This is a genomic window from Cupriavidus taiwanensis LMG 19424 (assembly GCF_000069785.1).
Taxonomy (GTDB): Bacteria; Pseudomonadota; Gammaproteobacteria; order Burkholderiales; family Burkholderiaceae; genus Cupriavidus; species Cupriavidus taiwanensis.
In genome coordinates this window covers 368,550-392,115 of record NC_010529.1, presented here as the reverse complement: position 1 = coordinate 392,115, position 23,566 = coordinate 368,550, and the positions used below count along the sequence as shown (strand labels likewise).

At 56.1% G+C, this 23,566-nt stretch carries 17 protein-coding genes and 4 pseudogenes; 15 read left to right on the top strand and 6 right to left on the bottom strand.

What is annotated here, in order from left to right:
* Nucleotides 1-81 precede the first annotated feature (81 nt).
* Nucleotides 82-1,410 (top strand): IS4 family transposase, encoded by a 1,329-nt coding sequence (locus tag RALTA_RS28140; RefSeq protein ID WP_012354732.1) that lies wholly within the window; start codon nucleotides 82-84, stop codon nucleotides 1,408-1,410.
* Nucleotides 1,411-1,481: 71 nt separating this feature from the next.
* Here the strand turns inward: RALTA_RS28140 and RALTA_RS29820 are convergent, their stop codons facing one another.
* A complete protein-coding gene (locus RALTA_RS29820) occupies nucleotides 1,482-1,937 on the bottom strand; it encodes a hypothetical protein (protein WP_012354731.1) in 456 nt (151 codons plus the stop codon).
* Nucleotides 1,938-2,461: 524 nt separating this feature from the next.
* Here RALTA_RS29820 and RALTA_RS29815 point away from each other — a divergent pair.
* Nucleotides 2,462-3,586: a M30 family zinc metallopeptidase gene (locus tag RALTA_RS29815; protein WP_012354729.1), complete on the top strand. Its 1,125-nt coding sequence runs from the start codon at nucleotides 2,462-2,464 to the stop codon at nucleotides 3,584-3,586.
* 597 nt (nucleotides 3,587-4,183) lie between these two features.
* Complete coding sequence (locus RALTA_RS28135; protein ID WP_012354727.1) at nucleotides 4,184-5,497, top strand: cytochrome P450; 1,314 nt, start codon at nucleotides 4,184-4,186, stop codon at nucleotides 5,495-5,497.
* 30 nt (nucleotides 5,498-5,527) lie between these two features.
* Here the strand turns inward: RALTA_RS28135 and RALTA_RS29805 are convergent.
* A pseudogene (locus RALTA_RS29805) lies at nucleotides 5,528-6,025 on the bottom strand (transposase); the annotation flags it as partial.
* Between the two features lie 87 nt (nucleotides 6,026-6,112).
* On the opposite strand from RALTA_RS29805, the pseudogene RALTA_RS29800 reads away from it, so the two are divergent.
* From RALTA_RS29800 to RALTA_RS28110, 5 genes and pseudogenes are all read left to right on the top strand, one after another.
* Nucleotides 6,113-6,675, top strand: a pseudogene (locus tag RALTA_RS29800) (IS3 family transposase); the annotation flags it as partial.
* Between the two features lie 9 nt (nucleotides 6,676-6,684).
* A pseudogene (locus RALTA_RS30530) lies at nucleotides 6,685-6,783 on the top strand (branched-chain amino acid ABC transporter permease); the annotation flags it as partial.
* Between the two features lie 129 nt (nucleotides 6,784-6,912).
* On the top strand, nucleotides 6,913-8,013 hold the full coding sequence (locus RALTA_RS28120; RefSeq protein WP_012354583.1) for an IS5 family transposase: 1,101 nt from the start codon (nucleotides 6,913-6,915) through the stop codon (nucleotides 8,011-8,013).
* Between the two features lie 190 nt (nucleotides 8,014-8,203).
* Nucleotides 8,204-9,157 carry a branched-chain amino acid ABC transporter permease gene (locus tag RALTA_RS28115; RefSeq protein WP_081479564.1) on the top strand — a complete coding sequence of 318 codons (954 nt, stop codon included), beginning with the start codon at nucleotides 8,204-8,206 and terminating at the stop codon, nucleotides 9,155-9,157.
* Between the two features lie 74 nt (nucleotides 9,158-9,231).
* A complete protein-coding gene (locus RALTA_RS28110; protein ID WP_012354724.1) occupies nucleotides 9,232-10,251 on the top strand; it encodes a zinc-dependent alcohol dehydrogenase family protein in 1,020 nt (339 codons plus the stop codon).
* Between the two features lie 167 nt (nucleotides 10,252-10,418).
* Here RALTA_RS28110 and RALTA_RS28105 read toward each other — a convergent pair whose 3' ends face one another.
* Nucleotides 10,419-11,519, bottom strand: a complete 1,101-nt coding sequence (locus RALTA_RS28105; protein ID WP_012354583.1) for an IS5 family transposase — start codon at nucleotides 11,517-11,519, stop codon at nucleotides 10,419-10,421.
* Nucleotides 11,520-11,878: 359 nt separating this feature from the next.
* Here RALTA_RS28105 and RALTA_RS31145 point away from each other — a divergent pair, with 359 nt between their 5' ends.
* The 3 genes and pseudogenes from RALTA_RS31145 to RALTA_RS29795 all read left to right on the top strand — a co-directional run.
* A complete protein-coding gene (locus tag RALTA_RS31145; protein WP_012354723.1) occupies nucleotides 11,879-12,133 on the top strand; it encodes a transposase in 255 nt (84 codons plus the stop codon).
* Nucleotides 12,134-12,157: 24 nt separating this feature from the next.
* A protein-coding gene (locus tag RALTA_RS28090; RefSeq protein ID WP_373429603.1) for an IS3 family transposase occupies nucleotides 12,158-13,296 on the top strand; the annotation gives its coding sequence in 2 pieces (ribosomal slippage) (nucleotides 12,158-12,425 and nucleotides 12,425-13,296; 1,140 coding nt in all).
* 61 nt (nucleotides 13,297-13,357) lie between these two features.
* A pseudogene (locus tag RALTA_RS29795) lies at nucleotides 13,358-13,780 on the top strand (transposase); the annotation flags it as partial.
* A 281-nt stretch (nucleotides 13,781-14,061) separates the two neighbouring features.
* Here the strand turns inward: RALTA_RS29795 and RALTA_RS28085 are convergent.
* Together RALTA_RS28085 and RALTA_RS29790 are read right to left on the bottom strand one after the other, a co-directional pair.
* Complete coding sequence (locus RALTA_RS28085) at nucleotides 14,062-14,649, bottom strand: helix-turn-helix domain-containing protein (protein WP_012354721.1); 588 nt, start codon at nucleotides 14,647-14,649, stop codon at nucleotides 14,062-14,064.
* Nucleotides 14,650-15,700: 1,051 nt separating this feature from the next.
* Nucleotides 15,701-16,426 (bottom strand): IclR family transcriptional regulator, encoded by a 726-nt coding sequence (locus RALTA_RS29790; RefSeq protein WP_012354720.1) that lies wholly within the window; start codon nucleotides 16,424-16,426, stop codon nucleotides 15,701-15,703.
* A gap of 896 nt (nucleotides 16,427-17,322) precedes the next feature.
* Here RALTA_RS29790 and RALTA_RS28075 point away from each other — a divergent pair.
* The 4 genes from RALTA_RS28075 to RALTA_RS28070 all read left to right on the top strand — a co-directional run bounded on the left by RALTA_RS28075 (nucleotide 17,323) and on the right by RALTA_RS28070 (nucleotide 22,011).
* Nucleotides 17,323-18,804 carry an aldehyde dehydrogenase gene (locus RALTA_RS28075; RefSeq protein WP_012354718.1) on the top strand — a complete coding sequence of 494 codons (1,482 nt, stop codon included), beginning with the start codon at nucleotides 17,323-17,325 and terminating at the stop codon, nucleotides 18,802-18,804.
* A 165-nt stretch (nucleotides 18,805-18,969) separates the two neighbouring features.
* Complete coding sequence (locus RALTA_RS29780) at nucleotides 18,970-19,737, top strand: hypothetical protein (protein WP_012354717.1); 768 nt, start codon at nucleotides 18,970-18,972, stop codon at nucleotides 19,735-19,737.
* 715 nt (nucleotides 19,738-20,452) lie between these two features.
* The gene (locus RALTA_RS31140; RefSeq protein WP_012354716.1) at nucleotides 20,453-20,686 is read left to right on the top strand and encodes a transposase; all 234 of its coding nucleotides are present in this window, start codon (nucleotides 20,453-20,455) and stop codon (nucleotides 20,684-20,686) included.
* Between the two features lie 224 nt (nucleotides 20,687-20,910).
* The gene (locus RALTA_RS28070) at nucleotides 20,911-22,011 is read left to right on the top strand and encodes an IS5 family transposase (protein ID WP_012354714.1); all 1,101 of its coding nucleotides are present in this window, start codon (nucleotides 20,911-20,913) and stop codon (nucleotides 22,009-22,011) included.
* On the opposite strand, the gene RALTA_RS28065 is transcribed toward RALTA_RS28070, so the two are convergent.
* The gene (locus RALTA_RS28065; protein ID WP_012354713.1) at nucleotides 21,983-23,311 is read right to left on the bottom strand and encodes an IS4 family transposase; all 1,329 of its coding nucleotides are present in this window, start codon (nucleotides 23,309-23,311) and stop codon (nucleotides 21,983-21,985) included. The two genes, RALTA_RS28070 and RALTA_RS28065, sit on opposite strands and share 29 nt — an antisense overlap.
* Nucleotides 23,312-23,566: the final 255 nt, after the last annotated feature.

Below are 23,566 nucleotides of genomic sequence, written 5' to 3'. Positions count from 1 at the left end.
GCTTGAAGTCCCGGGAATTTCGAGGTAAGGGGGTTGTTAACTTCGCCAGACTCGCGTTTACTCTCGGATTTTCGCGCAGCAATGAGCAACGAGTCGGGGGCATGGGTGGACGAGGAATTCGAGAGTCTGGATCTTGGTGATCCGGGGCGGGATCGGCGCGCCAAGGAGCTGCTCAAGCGGTTTGCGGCTCTGCCGACGGCGAGCATCCCCGGCGCATGCGATGACTGGTCGCAAACCATCGCGGCATATCGGTTTCTCGGCAATGAGCAGATCGATTGGCGGGACGTAATGCAGCCGCATTGGGAGCGCACTGCAGCGAGGGCCGCGCAGTTTCCGGTGGTGCTGTGCATCGCTGATACAACCGAATTGAACTTTAATGGCCAGGAGATCGACGGGCTGGGTCCGTTGACCTATGAAGCCCAGCGGGGCATGTTTTTGCATCCGACCTACGCGGTGACGCCTGACCGCGAGCCGCTGGGGGTGATCGATGCCTGGATGTGGGCTCGGGAGCCCAAGGACGCCGATGGCAACCGGGGCGGGATCAAGGAAAGCGTACGCTGGATTGAAGGATATGAACGGGTTGCGGAGCAAGCCGCGCTATTGCCGCAGACACGGCTGGTGTATGTGACAGACCGCGAGGGTGATATTGCCGAGTTGATGGCGCGCGCCCAGGAACTTGGCCAACCGGCCGACTGGTTGATCCGCAGCCAACACAACCGCAACCTGGCCGAGGGCGGCAAGTTGTGGGATAGCGTCGACGCCAGCCCGGTACTCGGGGAAATCACCTTTATCTTGCCAGGGCGAGCAGGCCAGAAGGCGCGCGAGGTCAAACAGGAACTACGCGCCCAGCGTATGAAGCTGCCGGGTCTGGTCGGAGCGGAGTTCACCTGTGTGGCGGCAAGGGAGATCGAAGCGCCCGCAGGCGTCAAGCCAGTGGTTTGGCGATTGGTGACGAACCGAGAAGCGCAGGACGCTGATGCGGTCAACAAACTTGTTGAATGGTATCGGGCAAGGTGGGAGATCGAGATGTTCTTCCATGTCCTGAAGACCGGCTGCAAGGTCGAGGCGCTACAGCTATCGCACATGGATCGTGTGGAGCGGGCCTTGGCGTTGTATATGGTGGTGGCATGGCGCATTGCCCGCCTGATGCGGTTGGGCAGAACCTGTCCGGATCTGGATGCGTCGCTGTTCTTCGATGCCGACGAGATTCGGGGGGCATACGTGCTCTCCAAGAAAGCTCGCCCGAAGACACCGGTCACACTCAATCAGATGATTCGGTTGGTTGCTTCCCTGGGCGGGTTCCTTGGGCGGAAGAACGATGGCGAGCCCGGCGCCAAGACGATCTGGATCGGCATGCAGCGAACCATGGACGCCGCGCTCACTATTCAAACACTGAGGGAAGAGTCATGACTTCCGTATAAGGAAATGGGGTAGACGTGGCCATTATTATTTCGCCATGCCTGCAGGGGCGAATCTCCGTCTCAATGCAGTTCGTGGTCGCGCGCGTCAATTTCAAGCGGTGCATCAAAATAGCCAAAGGTCGCAATTTCGGCTAGGTATGCAAGGAGAAATTTCTCAATTGAACCAGCCTTTTCATACTGATGAACATGCCGGAACTCATGTGTAAGCAAGCGCCGTGTAGCATGACCTTCCGCAATCAATATGGCGTATCCCAGTGTCAATCCAACCGTATCCGGACCGAACAATCCTGTTGAGCAGACTACGTTTCGTAGTGTTTCATCTTGGGGCATCGGGAGACTATCGACCATTGCGATATGGATGCGTTCCGGCATAGCAACACCAACGGCACTAGCGACCGATAGACCTTGTTCGGTTAGAGCGCTCCCGTTCCGAATTACAGGGTCGGTCATGCTCTTTGCCCATGCTATTGCCGCGGGCAATAGTGATGGCAGTAAAGCTAATATGTTGTATGTCATGTTCCACCTTCTCGGATTGTGCGGAATTTTTGTATCTTGCATTGCGTAAGCCGCTTTTTCGATTCCACTTGGATGTTGAACGCAGAACTCAAACATCGACTCACCTAGTACAACGAATATGCTGGCATCGACAGCAGCGACATAGCTTGACAAGCGTCAATGCGCGCCTATTTATCGAGTTTCCTCGTGCGAAACGGGCCAAATCGATGCCTACGAGACCCCCGGTAATTGCGCGTCACGAAATGAACAAAGTGATGGCGCGAATTGTCGGCTTGAATTCCAATTCTACCGCATTGCGAAAAAATTCATACACCACTTGCAGAGTGGCAATCACAATTTGCCAATCTACACTGAGTGGCATAGATTTCGCTGGATGCTACTACATGCTAACATGACGTGTCTCACCACGGTCGAATGACATCTCATACTAAATTCAGAAATATATAGAATGACAGTCGGCATCATTGCGTTAGGAATTACCCGCAAATGCTACAAAAAACGCATCGCGAAAGGAGCGAAGATATATGACGTACAAGCAGCGCGTGTTGCATTTTTTTCGGAGCATAGCTCAGGCAGCGCTGATATCTATCATGCTAGCCTCTTGCGGTGGTGACGGTGATGATCCCACGGCCTCGCCCGACCCGCAGACGATGACCACCACCACCTCGGCTCCGGTCGAGAAGAGCTGCTCGAACTGCAGGGCGCTGGACGCACACACCAATTCTGGTAGCGGCATAGGTGTTTGGGAAAGCGTTAATAGCACATCCTCGGCTGTGGAAGTTCCCATCAGCATCTCAGGGCTGAACGGGCAGGATGTAACGCTCGTTTTCACTAATCAAACCGGAACTCCACAAGTTATGCCGACAATTGCTGTGGCGGCGCGGAACTATTCCTTCGTGGCCGAGCAACTACGATTGGATGACAGCACGGAAGCGCTTAAGAGCAGAATATCGAATTTTAATCGAGACGGATGGAGAGTGCACGCCAAAGAGCAAAGTTATGCTCCACGCTATTCTTTGTCGCCTAGTAGACTGGATAACGGTAGTGTGAAAATCTGGTATCTAGCGGACGATACGACTCGCTCCACAACATTGGTTCGTAAACTCATGACAGCTGACGGCACCATTGTCAATTTCTGGGTAGAGACAACTGAAATCGATCCAACAAAGGTGAGTCAAGCGGTTCTCGACACGCTAGCAGGCGATTTCGTCTCCCCTGGCAACGGATATTCAATCTGGGGATCGCTCGGTGGATCTCTCAACCGTCATCTCGGACTGCGCTTTTACAAGCATCTTCTTACCAACGTTAGCAGCACTGATTCGATGGCGGTTCTCGAATCTTCAGTTCGAGACACGGCAGCAACCTCCGGCTTCCAACAGGAATTTCGCCACTTTGCCGCGACATCAGGTGCACTAATGAAGGAACCCGCCCCAGTCGGCTTTGGCTTTCCTTTGCGGGAGGAAGACGGATTCGTGTTGCCTGAAATTAACACGGGCGCATTTCTAAATGATCGTAGTCAGTTCTCAATGGTGCCCGCGGAGCTCCACCCCTATGCCAACGTGCCAGTAGTCCGGGAGCATGTGAAAGGTATGTATAGCGAAACGGTGAAGATTCCGCCCCACTCCTCACTGTCCGTCGTGATTCAATGATGCGAAGAGAGTGCCGTCAACCACATCTTCTATGGACCTATGACTCACATGATTGCTTTGCTAGTTGCCCTTAGCGTTGCTGCATGCGCTGTGGGACCAACCGAGGGACAGCATCTGACGTTGGTCGGTGAGATCTACATCAAGGGCAATGAGCCCTTCCCAAAGATCATACTTGAGACAGCGACCCATGAAAGCTGGGAACTGGAAGGTGTACCATTGACTGAGGCGCGATTGGTAAGTCGTCGCCACGTAACGGTACGTGGCGTCGTAATAAGATCGCCGTCCCGGGGAGTGTGGTTACCTTCGTTACGAGTAAAGAGCCCGCCACAAGTGGCTGGGCCATAACGATCTTTATCCCACTTTTGCTTTAGTGTATCCCCTCAGTAATCTGTCGCGGTAAGCAACAAGAGCATCTGATGCCGGTTAGTAGAGGCGTAGCACCAGTTTTCATCGTCAAATTACAGACCATTAGCGCCATTACTCGATGCCGCTCTACTTGTTTGATTGTGTTTATGATCGATTCAATATAGAAAATTTACCAATCATTATCGGAAGCATTGGAATGGCTTCGCGCGATCTTGAATCTATCTTTGGAGTATGTTTATCTTGGCCCCAATTACCACCACCTCGAATTTCGATCTCCCCGATGACATCGCGAAGCTTTTGGTTGACCCAAAGACTTACTCAGACCGTGAGCTATTGCACTCCGTCTATACGTGGGCTCGTGCCAACAATCCATTCGGTCGTGCCGTTATTGAGGGCTTCGACCCATTCTGGGTTGCAACGAAGTATGCCGATGTCAGCGCCATTTCACGTGACAGCAGCCTATTTCGCAACGGTGACTATTCTGTTGTTTGCCGACCAAAAGCCGCAATCGACTATATAATTTCGGTCACTGGGTCTCCGCATATTGTCAAGGCGCTAGTTCAGTTCGATGGTGATGAGCACAAGAAGATGCGCGCGCTGGCGCAGTCATGGTTTATGCCTGACAGCCTGCTCAATCTGGATGAGCGTATCCGACGACTGGCCCGTTGCTGTGTTGACAAACTTGCGCATTACGAAGGGGAGGTCATAGATTTTTCTAGAAATATTGCGCTATATTATCCTTTGCATGTAATAATGGACATTCTAGGAATTCCCTCTGAAGATGAGGCCAAAATGTTGGTCCTGACGCAAGAATTGTTTGGTGGGGAAGATCCAGAACTCAATCGAGGGAAGGCAGAGGTCGCTTCGGGTAAAGATGTCTTGGCAAAGAACCTACTAGCAGTAGTAGAAGACTTTCGGCATTATTTCGATAAGCTGACATCGGACAAAAGGACGAGTCCACGTAACGATATGGCAACATTGCTTTCCAACGCGGTCGTAAATGGTGAACCGATTAGCGATGCCAACCGCTTGGGCTACTACATTATTATTGCCACGGCGGGACACGATACCACATCATCGTCCTCCGCGATCGCAATGTGGGCACTTAGCCAGTTCCCTGATCTGCTTCCTCGACTACAAGCCGATGCGGCGCTGATTCCGCAATTTGTCGACGAGGCGGTGCGCTTTGCGTCACCGGTGAGCCACTTCATGCGTACCGCGTCTGCGGATACGGAGATCCGAGGACGCACAGTTCACAAAGGCGATTGGATAATGCTGTGCTACGGCTCGGCGAATCGAGATGAAGATGTCTTTGATAAACCATTCGAGTTCAGCATTGATCGAAAGGAAGTCCACCATCTGGCATTTGGAACAGGGCCTCATATTTGTCTGGGCCAGCACTTGGCCAAGATGGAAATGCGCATCCTGTTTGAGGAAATGATACCGCGCCTTGAACGCGTGGAGTCAGCTGGGGAGCTCGAGATGGTCGCATCCAGCTTCGTCGGTGGGCCTAAGCATCTTCCTTTGCGCTGTTTCATGCGATAGAGTGATTTTTTGGTTCATCGAGGAATAGCGAGGAAGGCTGCGCCGGATCTTGAGGAAGAAGTATTCCTCGTCGCGATATCCGTAGGCCCGGCGCTTGATCATTTTGATAGTGTTGTTAATGCCCTCGACGACGCTAATGTTCAGCGCATGGCGGCATCGGGCCACAATGCCGTGCCAATACGCTCAGGCGTTGCGCGAACTGCTGTAATGGGTCGACGCCGCTTTGCTGCGCTTGTTCAAACCAGTCGCTCCATGCCCGCTGCGCCCATCCAGGCCGACGGTAAAACCACAGGCGCTTGAGGTCGTCGCGCAGAATGTAGACGGTCATCAGCGACCGGGTCGCGGCCAAAATCTCATTTAGATGGACCGCCTGGCCGGCGCTCAGATTGCTGCGATTAGGCAGCAGCAAGCGTGTGGACTTCAAGAGACGTCGGGTGGGTCGGTCATGCCTGAGTTGATTGGCCTGATCGACCCGGACCTGATCGATGACCTCGCGTCTTTGGCAACAACGTGGAACAGGTCGTAGAGAGGTGGCGGCGGAAATTCGGACAGTCGGCTAAGTGGAAGAGCTGGGGCCTGAGCCGGCCATAATGGCGGGCATAAAGGATCCAGAAGATGACGAAACGAAGCAGACGGACCCACTCGGCAACCTTCAAGGCCAAGGTGGCCATGGCCGCGCTCAAGGGCGACAAGACGCTGGCGGAATTGGCCCAGCAGTATGACGTGCACCCGAGCCAGATCACGGAGTGGAAGCAACAGTTGGCGGAGCACGCCGCGGACGTGTTCGGCGGCGGCAAAACCAAGACTGCGGCCGAGCCGCCGGTGGACGTGAAGGCGCTGCATGCAAAGATAGGCCAATTGACACTGGAGAACGATTTTTTAGAGCACGCGCTCGGCAAGGCGGGATTGCTGAGCGGAAAGCGATGATTGACCGCGATCACCCGCTGCCGGTGAGCCGCCAGGTCAAGCTGGTCGACATTTCCCGATCGAGCGTCTACTACCAGCCGCGTCCAATCAGCGACGCGGATCTGAGGCTGATGCGCCGGATCGACGAACTGCATCTGGAGCATCCCTTCGCGGGCGCACGCATGCTGGCCCGCCTGTTGCGACGGGAGAGCATCCCGGTCGGCCGCCGGCACGTGCGCACGCTGATGAAGCGCATGGGCATTGAGGCGCTGTAGGCTGCCCGTGTCTTTTACCCTGAGCTATTGGCAACAGTGGTTTTCATCCTCATGGCCATGGTACTGCTCGTCCGGCCTTCCGGGTTGTTTGGCAAAGAGAATTAATGGAGCCTCATATGATTAAGAAACTCGTTCTTGTGGCGGCCCTAGCAGGCCGCTGAAATACCTCCAGCGGACGTCAGCGCGACGACTGGCTGAAGCGTTGCTTTGAGGATCCCATCCAATCCCACATTCATGCGCGGCGCAGATACCTTCACGGAAAGCTTGTTCACTATGCGGAGGCTGGAGGATTTCGTGCCGCAGTCCCATCCGCTGCGCTCGATCCGGACTATGGCCAACCAGGCGCTGGTGAAGATGGACCGGCTGTTCGCGCAGATGTACGAGGCCGATATCAAGGGTGGCCGCCCCAGTATCGCGCCGGAGAAGTTGCTGCGGGCCATGCTGCTGCAGGTGCTCTACAGCATTCGCTCTGAGCGCCAGCTCATGGAGCAGACGCAATACAACCTGCTGTTTCGCTGGTTCATCGGGCTGTCGATGGACGACTCAGTTTGGGTGCCCACGGTCTTCACCAAGAACCGCGAGCGACTGATCAAGCATGATGCGGTGATCCAGTTTTTCAACGAGGTGCTGGCCATCGCGCAGAAGAAGAACTGGCTGTCGGGTGAGCACTTCAGCGTGGACGGCACGCTGATACAGGCGTGGGCAGGCCACAAGAGCTTCGTGCGCAAGGATGGCGACGACCAAGACGATGACGCCGGCGGCAGCTTCAAAGGTCGCAAGCGCAGCAACGAGACACACGAATCCAAGACCGATCCCGATGCCAAGCTCTACCGCAAGGGCAAGACATCCAGTGAGCTGCGCTACATGGGTCATACCCTGAGCGACAACCGCCATGGCCTGGTGGTTAGCGCCATGGTGACCAAGGCGGACGGACACGCCGAGCGGGAGGCCGCAAAGGTCATGCTTAACGATGCCAGGCAGGTGATTGAAGACCTGAATGTGGAAGTCACCGTGGGCGCGGACAAGGGCTATGACGCGCACGAGTTCATTGAGGCCTGCCTGGAAATGAAGGTGACGCCCCACGTGGCGCAGAACACATCGGGTCGTCGCTCGGCCGTTCCTGATGCCATTGCTTCCAGCGCCGGTTATGCCGTCTCGCAACAGAAGCGCAAGCTGATCGAACAGGGCTTCGGGTGGGTCAAGACCGTGGGGCGCATGCGTCAGGTGATGGTGCGCGGTCTGAAGAAAGTCGATCAGATGTTTGTGCTGAGCATGGCCGCCTACCACCTCGTGCGCATGCGCTCGCTGGGACAAATCCGTCCGCAGTTGCAGTAATCGCGCTAATGAGGCCGGAATGGGCGCCAAAACGCGGAAAAAGTCGAGGCAGTGACGTCCGGCTTCCGGATTGTGAAAAACAGCGCTCCCCGCCTTGCGGGGAAAAACTCATCGCTAGCGCGATGAGTACTTCAGCAGCCTGCTAGGCATCGCTTTGCTCCTGCCCAACTTCGTTTATCCCGTTCTCCTTATGAAGATCATGTGCTTCGCGCTTTTTGCATGTGCATTCAATCTTCTAATGGGATTCACCGGTCTTCTTTCTTTCGGCCATGCAGCACTATTCGGTGCGGCCGGGTATGTGACCGGATACGCAGCCCGCGATCTTGGCATCCCAATGGAAGGAGCCATCGTACTCGGTATGGTGGTTTCTGCCATTCTTGGATTCCTGATGGCTAGTCTTGCGATCAGGCGGAAAGGGATTTACTTCACGATGATCACGCTTGCGCTGGCTCAGATGGTTTATTTCGTCTGTCTCCAGGCGCCGGTTACTGGGGGTGAAGACGGCATGCAGGGGATCCCGCGTGGCAAACTCCTTGGCGTTCTTGATCTTGGGGACGATACGACCATGTACTTCGTTGTACTGGCAATATTCGTGGCCGCCCTCGCATTGATTACCCGGATCGTCCAATCTCCGTTCGGGCAAATCCTCAGGGCGGTCAAGGAAAACGAGCCTCGATCCATCTCCCTTGGCTACGATGCCGATCGATACAAGCTGATGGCCTTTGTCCTGTCTTCCGTCCTGACCGGTTTGGCAGGCTCTGTCAAAGCGATCGTGCTCGGCTTCGAGACCTTGGTCGATGTGCATTGGGGCCTGTCAGGCATGGTCGTACTCATGACGCTAGTTGGCGGAGTTGGCACCCTGATAGGGCCCATTGTCGGCGCTGTTGTCATCATGGTGCTTGAGAATGAGCTAGGCGAAATTGGTGAAGCGCTGGCAACAGCTACTCATATCGAGTGGTTCGATGCCCTGGGCGAATCCGTCACGATAGTCACCGGCTTGACGTTCATTTTCTGCGTGCTCCTATTCCGGAAGGGTATCGCCGGCGAATCCAACGCATTCGTCGCGAGAAGGCAGTCGCATGCGATAAGGTCACACGTCCGTCGACGGCGTGACTTGGCTCATAAGCCGGTCAACACGAGGTAGCTGCTGCTGCTGAGATTTTCTGAAGGGCTATCGCATGGTAGGTGCGAGCACCAAAGCGTAGAGAGGAACATACGATGCGTGTATTCCAAGTTGAGCAGGACTGGTCCATCGAGCATCTCCAGATGGCGTCCAAACCGATGCCTCAGCCAGCCACAGGGGAGGTGCGTCTCAAGATGCGGGCTGCGGCTTTGAATTATCGCGATCTCATTATTCCTAGCCACGGTTACGGGAAGCGAATGAAAGATCTGCCACTCATCGTTCTAAGCGATGGTGTGGGTGTCATTGATGCCGTAGGCGCTGGGGTAACTCGGTTTCAGGTAGGTGAGCGTGTATGCCCGATCTTTTATCAAACGTGGGTGGACGGTGCACCAAACGCCGAACGAATGCAATCTAGCTTGGGTTGCGAGCAGGATGGAACCATGGCGACCCATTTGGTGATACCCGAGGAAGGGGTATGCCGTGTGCCCGCCTACCTCTCTGATTTTGAAGCCGCAACGTTGCCTACTGCGGGTGTAACGGCGTGGCGAGCCCTGATCACCGAGGGGCGACTGAAGCGAGGGGAAACCGTCCTCGTGCAAGGGACTGGCGGAGTCTCTCTGTTTGCGCTCCAGATTGCGAAGTCACTGCGCGCGGTCGTGATCATTACGTCTTCCAGCGACAAGAAACTTGCCAGCGCGAAGTCGCTTGGAGCGGACTACCTGATTAATTACGAGAAGGAGCCACAATGGTGGCGCACGGTGAGAGAGCATACGCGGGGCGTCGGCGTCGATCACATTGTTGAAGTCGGGGGGGCAGATACGCTAGCCCAGTCCGTGCGCGCTGTCCGGACAGGAGGAACAATCAGCTTGATCGGTGTCCTTTCCGGTTCTGATCCAAAAATTCCACTCGGCCAGGTTGTAACGCGGCACATCAGGTTGCAAGGCATCACTGTCGGCAGCCGTGCCGACTTGGAAGCAATGCTAACCCATTTCGAAGCGACCAGATTGCGCCCCGTGGTCGATCGCATATTCCCATTCGAGGCGCTTCATTCAGCAATGCATTACCTCGCTTCAGGCAAGCATTTCGGAAAAATCTGTATTCGCCACTCGGTGTGATGTCGTCGGCTCGAATGCGCAATAGCAGGCTGCTGAAGTACTCATCGCGCTAGCGATGAGTTTTTCCCCGCAAGGAGGGGAGCGCTGTTTTTCACAATCCGGAAGCCGGACGTCACTGCCTCGGCTTTTTCCGCGTTTTGGCGCCCATTCCGGCCTCATTAGCGCGATTACTGCAACTGCGGACGGATTTGTCCCAGCGAGCGCATGCGCACGAGGTGGTAGGCGGCCATGCTCAGCACAAACATCTGATCGACTTTCTTCAGACCGCGCACCATCACCTGACGCATGCGCCCCACGGTCTTGACCCACCCGAAGCCCTGTTCGATCAGCTTGCGCTTCTGTTGCGAGACGGCATAACCGGCGCTGGAAGCAATGGCATCAGGAACGGCCGAGCGACGACCCGATGTGTTCTGCGCCACGTGGGGCGTCACCTTCATTTCCAGGCAGGCCTCAATGAACTCGTGCGCGTCATAGCCCTTGTCCGCGCCCACGGTGACTTCCACATTCAGGTCTTCAATCACCTGCCTGGCATCGTTAAGCATGACCTTTGCGGCCTCCCGCTCGGCGTGTCCGTCCGCCTTGGTCACCATGGCGCTAACCACCAGGCCATGGCGGTTGTCGCTCAGGGTATGACCCATGTAGCGCAGCTCACTGGATGTCTTGCCCTTGCGGTAGAGCTTGGCATCGGGATCGGTCTTGGATTCGTGTGTCTCGTTGCTGCGCTTGCGACCTTTGAAGCTGCCGCCGGCGTCATCGTCTTGGTCGTCGCCATCCTTGCGCACGAAGCTCTTGTGGCCTGCCCACGCCTGTATCAGCGTGCCGTCCACGCTGAAGTGCTCACCCGACAGCCAGTTCTTCTTCTGCGCGATGGCCAGCACCTCGTTGAAAAACTGGATCACCGCATCATGCTTGATCAGTCGCTCGCGGTTCTTGGTGAAGACCGTGGGCACCCAAACTGAGTCGTCCATCGACAGCCCGATGAACCAGCGAAACAGCAGGTTGTATTGCGTCTGCTCCATGAGCTGGCGCTCAGAGCGAATGCTGTAGAGCACCTGCAGCAGCATGGCCCGCAGCAACTTCTCCGGCGCGATACTGGGGCGGCCACCCTTGATATCGGCCTCGTACATCTGCGCGAACAGCCGGTCCATCTTCACCAGCGCCTGGTTGGCCATAGTCCGGATCGAGCGCAGCGGATGGGACTGCGGCACGAAATCCTCCAGCCTCCGCATAGTGAACAAGCTTTCCGTGAAGGTATCTGCGCCGCGCATGAATGTGGGATTGGATGGGATCCTCAAAGCAACGCTTCAGCCAGTCGTCGCGCTGACGTCCGCTGGAGGTATTTCAGCGGCCTGCTATGCGCACACAGCGCGGCCAGAACGGGTGCGAAAACGCGAGAAAGACAGCTTGAATCGGCCTATCTCTCCCGCATTGCGAAAGCTGAAGTCCTTGGCTTGTGCAACATCAAGCGCAAACCTCATTGATCAGATGGTATGGACGCCTTCCCCCTGGCAACGGCGCACCTAGTTGCAAGAGCCCTGTGAGGATCCTCCGCTGGCGATAGTTCCTTTGTGCCAAAGTGGGGGGAGACGTCGAGTGGGCAGCGACCCTAAGCAGGAGGCGATCCAAAATGGAACTTACCGTCATCGGCATGGATATTGCCAAGCACGTTTTCCAACTACATGCTGTGAATGTCAGCACCGGCGAAGTTGAGCGTATCAAGCTGAAGAGAAGCCAAGTCACAAACTTCTTCACTAGGCGTGAGCGTTCGCTGATCGCCATCGAGGCTTACCGACAAAGAAATCGCTACGCTCGAACGGAGAGGTGGCGGCGGAAATTCGGACAGTCGGTTAAGTGGAAGAGCTGGGGCCTGAGCCGGCCATAATGGCGGGCATAAAGGATCCAGAAGATGACGAAACGAAGCAGACGGACCCACTCGGCAACCTTCAAGGCCAAGGTGGCCATGGCCGCGCTCAAGGGCGACAAGACGCTGGCGGAATTGGCCCAGCAGTATGACGTGCACCCGAGCCAGATCACGGAGTGGAAGCAACAGTTGGCGGAGCACGCCGCGGACGTGTTCGGCGGCGGCAAAACCAAGACTGCGGCCGAGCCGCCGGTGGACGTGAAGGCGCTGCATGCAAAGATAGGCCAATTGACACTGGAGAACGATTTTTTAGAGCACGCGCTCGGCAAGGCGGGATTGCTGAGCGGAAAGCGATGATTGACCGCGATCACCCGCTGCCGGTGAGCCGCCAGGTCAAGCTGGTCGACATTTCCCGATCGAGCGTCTACTACCAGCCGCGTCCAATCAGCGACGCGGATCTGAGGCTGATGCGCCGGATCGACGAACTGCATCTGGAGCATCCCTTCGCGGGCGCACGCATGCTGGCCCGCCTGTTGCGACGGGAGAGCATCCCGGTCGGCCGCCGGCACGTGCGCACGCTGATGAAGCGCATGGGCATCGAGGCGCTGTACCGTCGCCCCAACACGAGCCGCAAGCATGCGGCGCACAAGATCTGGCCATACCTACTGCGCGACCGGACGATCGATCGCGCCAACCAGGTGTGGGCGCTGGACACGAGCTACATTCCGATGGCGCGGGGCTTCGTGTATCTGATGGCGGTGGTGGACTGGGCGAGCCGCAAAGTACTGGCCCACCGGGTGGCGATCACTCTGGAGAGCTGCCATGCTGTCGAGGCGCTGGAGGAGGCCTTTGCGAAATACGGCACGCCGGAGATCGTCAACACCGACCAGGGCAGCCAGTTCACCGCGACGGGGTTCACAGACGCTGTGCTCGACCGCGGCATCCGACTGTCGATGGACGGCAAGGGCAGTTGGCGCGACAACGTGTTCGTCGAACGCCTTTGGCGCAGCGTCAAATACGAGGAGGTCTACCTGAAAGCCTACGACTCGGTCAGCCATGCGCGCCGCTCTATCGCTAACTACCTAACTTGGTACAACCAACGACGGCCCCATTCCAGTCTGGCGGACCAGACCCCGGATGAGGCATACTTCGCCACGCTGCCAGCGATCAAATCGGCAGCCTGACTGCCCCAGCGCTTCCACTTAAAAACTCCGGATCTCTGTCCGAACAAACGGCGCCACCTCTCGGCGGCTCAAGGTTGCCCTTCGCGACAATCACGAATGCCGGATGATTGCTGAAATCCCCGGCGTGGGATTGCTGACCGCAACGGCGGCGGTAGCTGCCATCGGCGATGCCAAGACTTTCCGCTCTGGGCGCGAGTTTGCCGCGTGGCTAGGCTTGGTGCCCAAACAAACTGGCACCGGAGGTCATGTACGCCAACTAGGGATAAGCAAACGTGGCGACACCTATCTCCGCACCTTGCTCATACACGGCGCCAGATCCGTGGTCACTCGAGGTGCGGGAACCGCCTGGCTCGACGAATTGCTCAAGCGACGTCCCTTCAACGTCGCGGTCGCTGCGGTAGCTAACAAACTCGCCAGGACCATCTGGGCAGTATTGGCCAGGCAAGGGAGATATGAGGCACACCTGCCCATAGCTGCATCATAGCCTCCCAAGCGGATACACCAGGACTGATCAACCCTTCTCAAGGAGCGCAAGCAATGATCGCATGATGGCTAACAGGTTGGACCGGGACGAGGAAGACCCGATAGGGAACGTGAGCCGCAAGGCTCGATAATCAGCTGGGGACCTCGTCAGCGAATTCCATATGGGCCAGCAGGCCTTAAGGCCTGCAACAAACGGGCCGGACATAAGCGTGCTGCCTCTACCTGTCGACCACCATGTCAAATCGAGCTTGCTATCCGGGAGGCGTCCACATAAGCACTTCCCTAGCGCTTGACCAACGCAACGAGATAGATGCACGGGTTGTTGCCAGGATTGATGAAGGTGCATGGTGCGGGAGGACCGAGTTGCAGACAGTCGCCGACTTCTAGCTCATGTACCAGTTGACCTTCCTCAAACACCAGGGTCCCTTGCTGTACCCAGATCTGCTGGTGCTGGAAGATGAAGGCCGATGACGGGTAAGAAATCCGAACATTGGCTGGAAGCATGATTTCCACGAGTTCCAGCATGCCACCATTGCGCGGCGACACCGCGCGTCGGGTATAGCCAGTCTCGGGATCGGTCCAGACTTGCTGATCGGCGGCACGGCAAAGGCGATTGCCAAACTGTTCGGCCAGTGCCAGCAACATCGAGAGCTGCAGGCCAAAGGCTCCGGAGAGCCGACCCAGGACTGTTGCGGTCGGACTCGCTTCACCACGCTCGATCTTGCTGATCATGGCCTTTGACACGCCGGCGCGCTCAGCGAGTTCGCCCATTGACCAGCCTCGCGATTCGCGCTCGATGCGCACGCGCGCTGAAATCGCGCCTGTTGGGTCCACAGGCGACCGGGTGGAAGAGGAGGAGGTATCAATCATGGCCGCCATTATACCGACCTCGCGATCGCGTCCTTCTGTCCTAGGTTGCAAATCGGCCTCGCCAAGTGTGGCGGTTAAACACTGGGGCTATTTGGTGTTCTATCGTCCTCTATAGTAAACCTATTCGGCTTTCCCTGCACAAGCTGGCTCTGCTTCTGTCAAGTGAGGGTTCCTCCCCAGATTCGGTCATCTGTTCTGCAACAAATCCCTGAGCATTGCACTAATGCTAACCCCCCGCCGAACGTCGGAAGACTTTGGTTTCACGCATGTCCTGAGCCGTTCGACAAACAACTATTGTGGATTTCAGCACCCATCGTATGACTGTACCGCCATGTCATTTCGTTGGCATCCGGTACTGAGTGGCGCTTGCAACTCGCTACTTCGCTATGCGACTCCGTTGCACGGACGGCGCGTCAGTCGTAAGAGATCAACGCCTCTCGGGGCGTCCCTATGGCTGAGTGGCGAAATTTAAGCAGCTCGCGAATCTCGATCTTCAGCAAAACCACTGCGCTACGGCTGATGAAGTGACCCGCAGCATACGGCGGCATCCATCGATGCCGCATACCCCTGCATGAGAGCTTCCTCCGTGTTGGGGCCGTCGTCAGCCGGTTGATTGATTGCCTTCTCAAATACTGCAATTTCCGTGGCGCCCGTAAGTTGTATGTCGATACACCTATCGAATCCGAGTCGATGACCCGCCTTCATCATCATCGCTGGCGTGGCCCATTTGACTTTCACGCTTCTCGCTCAGCGCGCTTTCCAAGTCCCTGGACGAAATGTCCCGAGCGAGGCGTTGTTGGTCGTCAAGGCAACGTCAATCGTGCACGAAAGCAGTTGCTCAGATCGCGCCGAAAGAACTGAATGCTTAAAACATACAGAACGCCGGATCTCGCGCGCGCTTCCGCGTGAATGCCATTACAATGATCCTACAGTTCCATGGGTGATGGTGAGGTTCCGTATCGAATCGCCTGATCGGCTACACTCAGAGGTCACGGGCTCTTTCGCACGCCAGTGCATTTTCTCAAAAGGGAATGTGAGGGACTCAGTGCCATCATTCGTTAAAGTCGGCGACGCCCAATCTCGATGAGATACTCATTGCCACATCGCGTACGGGTTTCGCAAAAGTTTCCGAATAGCGAGACGTGGGCATTGTAAGTGTGACGGCGCCAGCGAGTTCTCTTGCAGCATTGAAAACAGGAGCTGATATGCCGCTGAGCACCGGTACGCGATCTCCGACTAGCATAGCAATGCCATCTTTACGAATCCGATCGTAGATTTCCCCTTGCGCACCGGAATAGGCCAGCAATACGCGGCCGCCAGCGCCGCGATCAATTGGGAGAATCTCACCCGCCCGTATATGATCGCGAACCAGCTGTGGGGAGTCAACTCGATAGAGGCAGAGACGGAACTCCTTTTGTCGTACATAAAATGCAGCGCTCTCCTTGGTTTTTTCTGTGAGTTCACGCAGCGCCGGCATAACGATTTCTTCGAGCGAAAATGACGACGCGTAGATTGCATAAAGACGCGCGATTTGTGGGCCGAGGCAGTAGGTTCCATCTGTTTTACGTTGAACATAGTCCTTGTGTTGCAAGGAGGCTAGCAACCTCAGTACGGTGCTTTTATATAGCCTTGTCTGTTTCGCTATCTCAGTCAGTGAGAGCGAAGCAAATTGTGGTGTGAACACGTCAAGCAAGGACAAAGCGCGGTCCACACTTGAGGCACCTCCGGGCGCAGAATTTTGGTCAGAAATTGATGTGTTTTGTGGCTTGCGTGGCATCGTTGGATAAAGAGAGATACAGCTGTTGACCTCGTAAAGGCGGTACCTTAAACTGAATCAAGTCGTCATCATTACATACGGAAAAAACTTGCCGTGTCAACAAAATGACGCTCTTATTTAGGTAGAAGGGTGGTGGCGCCATGGCTTGAGGCTATCTGTCGACACGCACTCAGCAAATTTCGTGCTCACCTTCATGAGCGAAGAAGCTAAGCGCTGGAGCGAGCTTGCAAAGGAACCTACAAAATGTGTGGCAACGATCTTGAAGGGAATCGCTGATCAATGAGGTTTGCGGTTGATGTTTTACACGCCGTGGCTTTTCTTGCTTGCATTCTGCAGACTTGTGGGCCGATGGCCTCACTATGGACGCGCGTAGGGCCCTTCAGGCTGCATTCGGTACTTAGCACCAAAGGAAAGCCGGAACGGATTCTGGTAAGCCTGACTGGAGCGATCCCGACAAATCTCACATTTTGTCCGACAGCGCTGGCGGAGGTGCCGTAAATCTTTTGTGACTGAGTCGGAAACTGGACTGACCCTTCGGGATCACACCGTGAACTGACGTAGCTTCCTCAAAGGGTTACGATCGCTCCATGATCAAGCTTTGCCAGCCGTTCGGGCGTTGGAGGTGTTGATTCCTAAAGCCTTTGCAGACTGGGGGCATTGTTTAACAGGTTCCCGCCGGCACCGACCAGAAAACAATTGCAGATGGGAACGAGGTCATTAAGCGCCAATCGATGGCAATCATCCGCGTCGGGTGATGTGCTTGACGCATGAATGCGAGCAAAAGCAAGAATTGAGTCGACGCACTTGCGGTGCTGTGGACCATAGCAAGGCGCTGTCGAATAATGGAAATGTAATACCGACCCAATGCTCATTAAAAAAGGAGAGTTTGGATTCAAATGAAACGCTATAAATTGTTCATCGACGGCCGTTACGTCGATCCAGTAAGACTGGAGTGGTTCGATACGGTCAACCCGTACACCGGCGAGGTATGGGCACGCATCCCTAGAGCTACAAAGGAAGACGTTGATATCGCGGTAGCGGCAGCTTCGCGTGCCCTGAAGGCGGGACCTTGGGCGATGATGACAGCCACGGCGCGCGGCAAACTAATGCGACGTCTCGGTGATCTGGTCCTTGAAAACGCCCAGCGCCTGGCAGAAACTGAGGTACGGGACAATGGCAAGGTGATGACTGAGGTGCTGAACCAGCTTCGGTCGCAGTCGGAGTGGTGGTGGTACTTCAGCGGCCTAGCTGACAAGATAGAAGGCGCTGTTGTTCCTTTGGATAGGTCCGATGCCTTTGCTTTTACGACCCACGAGCCAGTTGGCGTGGTCGGTGCCTTGACGGCCTGGAACTCGCCTTTGCTTTTCGTAGCGATGAAATGCGCGCCCGCCTTGGCAGCAGGCTGCACCGTGGTCCTGAAGCCATCAGAATTTGCTTCGGCGAGCACACTGGAGTTCATGGAGTTAACCCAGCACGCCGGCTTCCCGAGTGGAGTATTCAACGTTGTCACTGGATTTGGTCCGGAGACCGGGGCTGCGTTGGTGGAACATCCTGACGTCGCCAAGGTGAGTTTTACTGGATCGGATGCCACCGGGGCAAAGGTATACGCGGCTGCTGCAAAGTCTATGAAACGGGTTTCAATGGAATTAGGTGGCAAGTCGCCCAATATTGTGTTCGAAGACTGCGACTTCGCACAGGCAGTAAGTGGAGTTGTGTCGGGGATCTTTGCAGCGACCGGTCAAGCTTGTGTGGCAGGGTCCCGCTTGCTGGTGCAGAATAGTATCAAGGACCTTTTCGTCGATCAACTTGTCAGCATGGTTGCATTGGCGCGAATCGGTGATCCAAACGCACCGGAGAATAGCATCGGTCCTCTAGCAACACCGGAGCAGTATAAAAAGGTTTTGCGGTACATCGACATCGCCAAGTCAGAAGGTGCTCGCTGTGTAATAGGAGGTGAGGCTATGCGGGATCTCTCTGGTGGGCAGTTTGTACAGCCCACCGTTTTTATCGACGTAAAGAGCGACATGCGCATCGCGCAAGAAGAGGTATTCGGCCCCGTGCTCTCGGTCATGGGCTTCGATGACGAAGCGGACGCAGTGAGGATCGCCAATGATGTTATTTATGGGCTCGCCGCCGGAGTATGGACAGCTGATATCTCCAAGGCGCTTCGTGTTTCAAAGGCGCTCAGGGTCGGCACAGTGTGGATTAACGCCTATCGCGCGATGAGCTTCAACCTCCCTTTCGGTGGCATGAAGCAATCCGGTATTGGCCGTGAGAACGGTATCGAAGCTGTGCGCGAGTTCCTCGAGACCAAAAGTGTCTGGGTTTCAACTAAGGCAGGGACGCCGGCTAAGAAAGTCAGCGCAAATATGCAGTAGCAAATTGGCCCCGCAGTAGGAAATTGGCCTATACATAGGGAATGAGGGTAAGATAAAGGGAGAAAACAAAAATATCGATTTTTTTGTTGATCGTTTAGGTGACGCGATATTTTTTCATTTTGAAGCTAATGGTAAACTCTAACAGGGCCATCACGAAGCTGAATCATGACCACAAACGCTTTTACCCGCCAGCAATTAGGCAGCTATTTTGCGTCTTTTCTCGGCATGGAAGGAGGAAACCCGTCCGCTGCAGTTTGGTTTTGCAATTATTCGCCGAGAAGGGGCTGCATATCGCTAGTCTCGCCTCTGATGCCGAAGCTTGAATGTCCAGCTTGGGACGCCGCCTTTCGAGCTCAGCATGCAACGGCGATAGTCCGGTGGCAGACACATCAGCGGATCGCTCGTATTATGTCAGCTGCTCGTCAAATGGTGCTGTTTGGCGACGAAGATGGTGGTGACTGGAAGAAATATCTTTCAGATCTTCTGTACCGACCGCAAGGCTGGGAATTCATGCTCAGCCTATTTCCGCTCCCAATTCGTACAGACGATGGCCAGAGCTGGAGGCGACGCTTTAGCATGCAACCTGAACTCACTTCGAAAGTCGCTTACATGTCTCTTTGCCGTGATGGAGGACGCTTTCGCTTCATCGAGGCGTTACGTCGGCGCGAGCAGCCGAAGGTGGTGGTGTGTCTAGGCGAGCGTCATGAAGATGATTATGTGCATGCCTTCGGTATGCGCGGGCTTTCATATAAAGAGCACACTCTGAAGCCGGCGGACCAGGTCCGAATACTTCATGTCTACGACGACACAGGCACGCAGCTCGTGCTTTGCCCTGCATTAGCCGGTTCCGCTGGTATGTGCTCTGATGCCCTTCTGAAGGCACTGGGAGGATACATTAGCCAATGGCTGGCGAAGGAGGATTTTGAGATGTGACGTACAGATGTATAAGGAAATCATTGCTGACACGCCTAGCTTCACGACCAACCAAAGGCCAATGCGCGGTTAGGCATAGACCAATTCAAAATGAGCCAGATATTCCGACTAAGCATGCCGCTATATTAGCTGTAAGCCTGTTCCGTTCTCCGGGGGTAACCCAATTATTAGGCCAATCGATCGCGACAAACTGATGGGAAATTTTTTCATCATCATGACGAACATTAGTCGTTGCGGCTAGCTAGTCTGTCTTCCATCTATTCATTTTCCGTGTGAGGCAAAAAAATGATATCGAAGCGACGCATGCTTCGATAGTGCACGGCAGGTTTTCTTCAAAATCGGGGCGGATGAGGGGAGTTGGAATGAACCGCCCATCTAACGCTAAGCCAAAGCCTCGAAGGCAAAAGGGGCTCTCGCTTGATCGGCGGCGTCGCTGTGCCAGAGTGAGAACTGGATCCAACACTCAAGGTGGAGGAGAGTACGCGTACCCGGCAGAGCAACCAAATGCCGGGGCTGCTGGGGTGAGGCTTGCACTTCGGTACGCTGTCCTTCCGGGCCAAGAGCGCTGGGCCGTAGTTCGCTCGCGTCGTACCGCTCTTGCTGACACGGCGCTGGAGCGGCAAGTCCGTGCGCTTGGCGAATTCGATGAATAGAAGATCCTACTGGTTGCGCGTGACCTACATAGTGGCTAAGGTCTGATCCGGCCGCGCAGATTGTGGACCAGATGTCCGGCTTGGGCCCTATTACCGCTACTGCCTTGGTCGCACCATTCTCTGCCCAGCCACTCGCACAGGCAGGGCATTCGCCGCAAGCCTGCGGCTATTCCGGCACAGACCGGCACGGCGGTCATGTATCGCTTGGGCACATCAGCAAGCGCGCGGCAACGCTTCTGCGACGACAGGTGGTCAACGCAGGACAAACGATGCTCACGCGCACCAGATATCCTTAGGCACGGGCACTGCCCATGCTGCAGCGGCGCCTCAAGGACGTCGTGGTGGCACTGGCCTACAAGATTGCCGAAAAGCTTTACTGGCCCATGGGCGCCAATGGCCTGAGTTGGGGGCGTCGCCCGCCTTCACCAGCTCTTAACAGGCCGCTGAAATACCTCCAGCGGACGTCAGCGCGACGACTGGCTGAAGCGTTGCTTTGAGGATCCCATCCAATCCCACATTCATGCGCGGCGCAGATACCTTCACGGAAAGCTTGTTCACTATGCGGAGGCTGGAGGATTTCGTGCCGCAGTCCCATCCGCTGCGCTCGATCCGGACTATGGCCAACCAGGCGCTGGTGAAGATGGACCGGCTGTTCGCGCAGATGTACGAGGCCGATATCAAGGGTGGCCGCCCCAGTATCGCGCCGGAGAAGTTGCTGCGGGCCATGCTGCTGCAGGTGCTCTACAGCATTCGCTCTGAGCGCCAGCTCATGGAGCAGACGCAATACAACCTGCTGTTTCGCTGGTTCATCGGGCTGTCGATGGACGACTCAGTTTGGGTGCCCACGGTCTTCACCAAGAACCGCGAGCGACTGATCAAGCATGATGCGGTGATCCAGTTTTTCAACGAGGTGCTGGCCATCGCGCAGAAGAAGAACTGGCTGTCGGGTGAGCACTTCAGCGTGGACGGCACGCTGATACAGGCGTGGGCAGGCCACAAGAGCTTCGTGCGCAAGGATGGCGACGACCAAGACGATGACGCCGGCGGCAACTTCAAAGGTCGCAAGCGCAGCAACGAGACACACGAATCCAAGACCGATCCCGATGCCAAGCTCTACCGCAAGGGCAAGACATCCAGTGAGCTGCGCTACATGGGTCATACCCTGAGCGACAACCGCCATGGCCTGGTGGTTAGCGCCATGGTGACCAAGGCGGACGGACACGCCGAGCGGGAGGCCGCAAAGGTCATGCTTAACGATGCCAGGCAGGTGATTGAAGACCTGAATGTGGAAGTCACCGTGGGCGCGGACAAGGGCTATGACGCGCACGAGTTCATTGAGGCCTGCCTGGAAATGAAGGTGACGCCCCACGTGGCGCAGAACACATCGGGTCGTCGCTCGGCCGTTCCTGATGCCATTGCTTCCAGCGCCGGTTATGCCGTCTCGCAACAAAAGCGCAAGCTGATCGAACAGGGCTTCGGGTGGGTCAAGACCGTGGGGCGCATGCGTCAGGTGATAGTGCGCGGTCTGAAGAAAGTCGATCAGATGTTTGTGCTGAGCATGGCCGCCTACAACCCATTTCCTTATACGGAAGTCATGACTCTTCCCTCAGTGTTTGAATAGTGAGCGCGGCGTCCATGGTTCGCTGCATGCCGATCCAGATCGTCTTGGCGCCGGGCTCGCCATCGTTCTTCCGCCCAAGGAACCCGCCCAGGGAAGCAACCAACCGAATCATCTGATTGAGTGTGACCGGTGTCTTCGGGCGAGCTTTCTTGGAGAGCACGTATGCCCCCCGAATCTCGTCGGCATCGAAGAACAGCGACGCATCCAGATCCGGACAGGTTCTGCCCAACCGCATCAAGCGGGCAATGCGCCATGCCACCACCATATACAACGCCAAGGCCCGCTCCACACGATCCATGTGCGATAGCTGTAGCGCCTCGACCTTGCAGCCGGTCTTCAGGACATGGAAGAACATCTCGATCTCCCACCTTGCCCGATACCATTCAACAAGTTCGTTGACCGCATCAGCGTCCTGCGCTTCTCGGTTCGTCACCAATCGCCAAACCACTGGCTTGACGCCTGCGGGCGCTTCGATCTCCCTTGCCGCCACACAGGTGAACTCCGCTCCGACCAGACCCGGCAGCTTCATACGCTGGGCGCGTAGTTCCTGTTTGACCTCGCGCGCCTTCTGGCCTGCTCGCCCTGGCAAGATAAAGGTGATTTCCCCGAGTACCGGGCTGGCGTCGACGCTATCCCACAACTTGCCGCCCTCGGCCAGGTTGCGGTTGTGTTGGCTGCGGATCAACCAGTCGGCCGGTTGGCCAAGTTCCTGGGCGCGCGCCATCAACTCGGCAATATCACCCTCGCGGTCTGTCACATACACCAGCCGTGTCTGCGGCAATAGCGCGGCTTGCTCCGCAACCCGTTCATATCCTTCAATCCAGCGTACGCTTTCCTTGATCCCGCCCCGGTTGCCATCGGCGTCCTTGGGCTCCCGAGCCCACATCCAGGCATCGATCACCCCCAGCGGCTCGCGGTCAGGCGTCACCGCGTAGGTCGGATGCAAAAACATGCCCCGCTGGGCTTCATAGGTCAACGGACCCAGCCCGTCGATCTCCTGGCCATTAAAGTTCAATTCGGTTGTATCAGCGATGCACAGCACCACCGGAAACTGCGCGGCCCTCGCTGCAGTGCGCTCCCAATGCGGCTGCATTACGTCCCGCCAATCGATCTGCTCATTGCCGAGAAACCGATATGCCGCGATGGTTTGCGACCAGTCATCGCATGCGCCGGGGATGCTCGCCGTCGGCAGAGCCGCAAACCGCTTGAGCAGCTCCTTGGCGCGCCGATCCCGCCCCGGATCACCAAGATCCAGACTCTCGAATTCCTCGTCCACCCATGCCCCCGACTCGTTGCTCATTGCTGCGCGAAAATCCGAGAGTAAACGCGAGTCTGGCGAAGTTAACAACCCCCTTACCTCGAAATTCCCGGGACTTCAAGCTCCAAGCCTCGCCGCGGAGACGGTCCTACTTCCGTATAAGGGGATGCCCCTAGCCTGCTTACTCCGCCATGGATATCGTCTGATTCAATGGTGGGTGCGATTCACGCGCTGGTGTCCATGGTCTGTCGGGGCTGCGAACCATTGAACTAAGTGTAAACGAGTGGTTGACTTTGC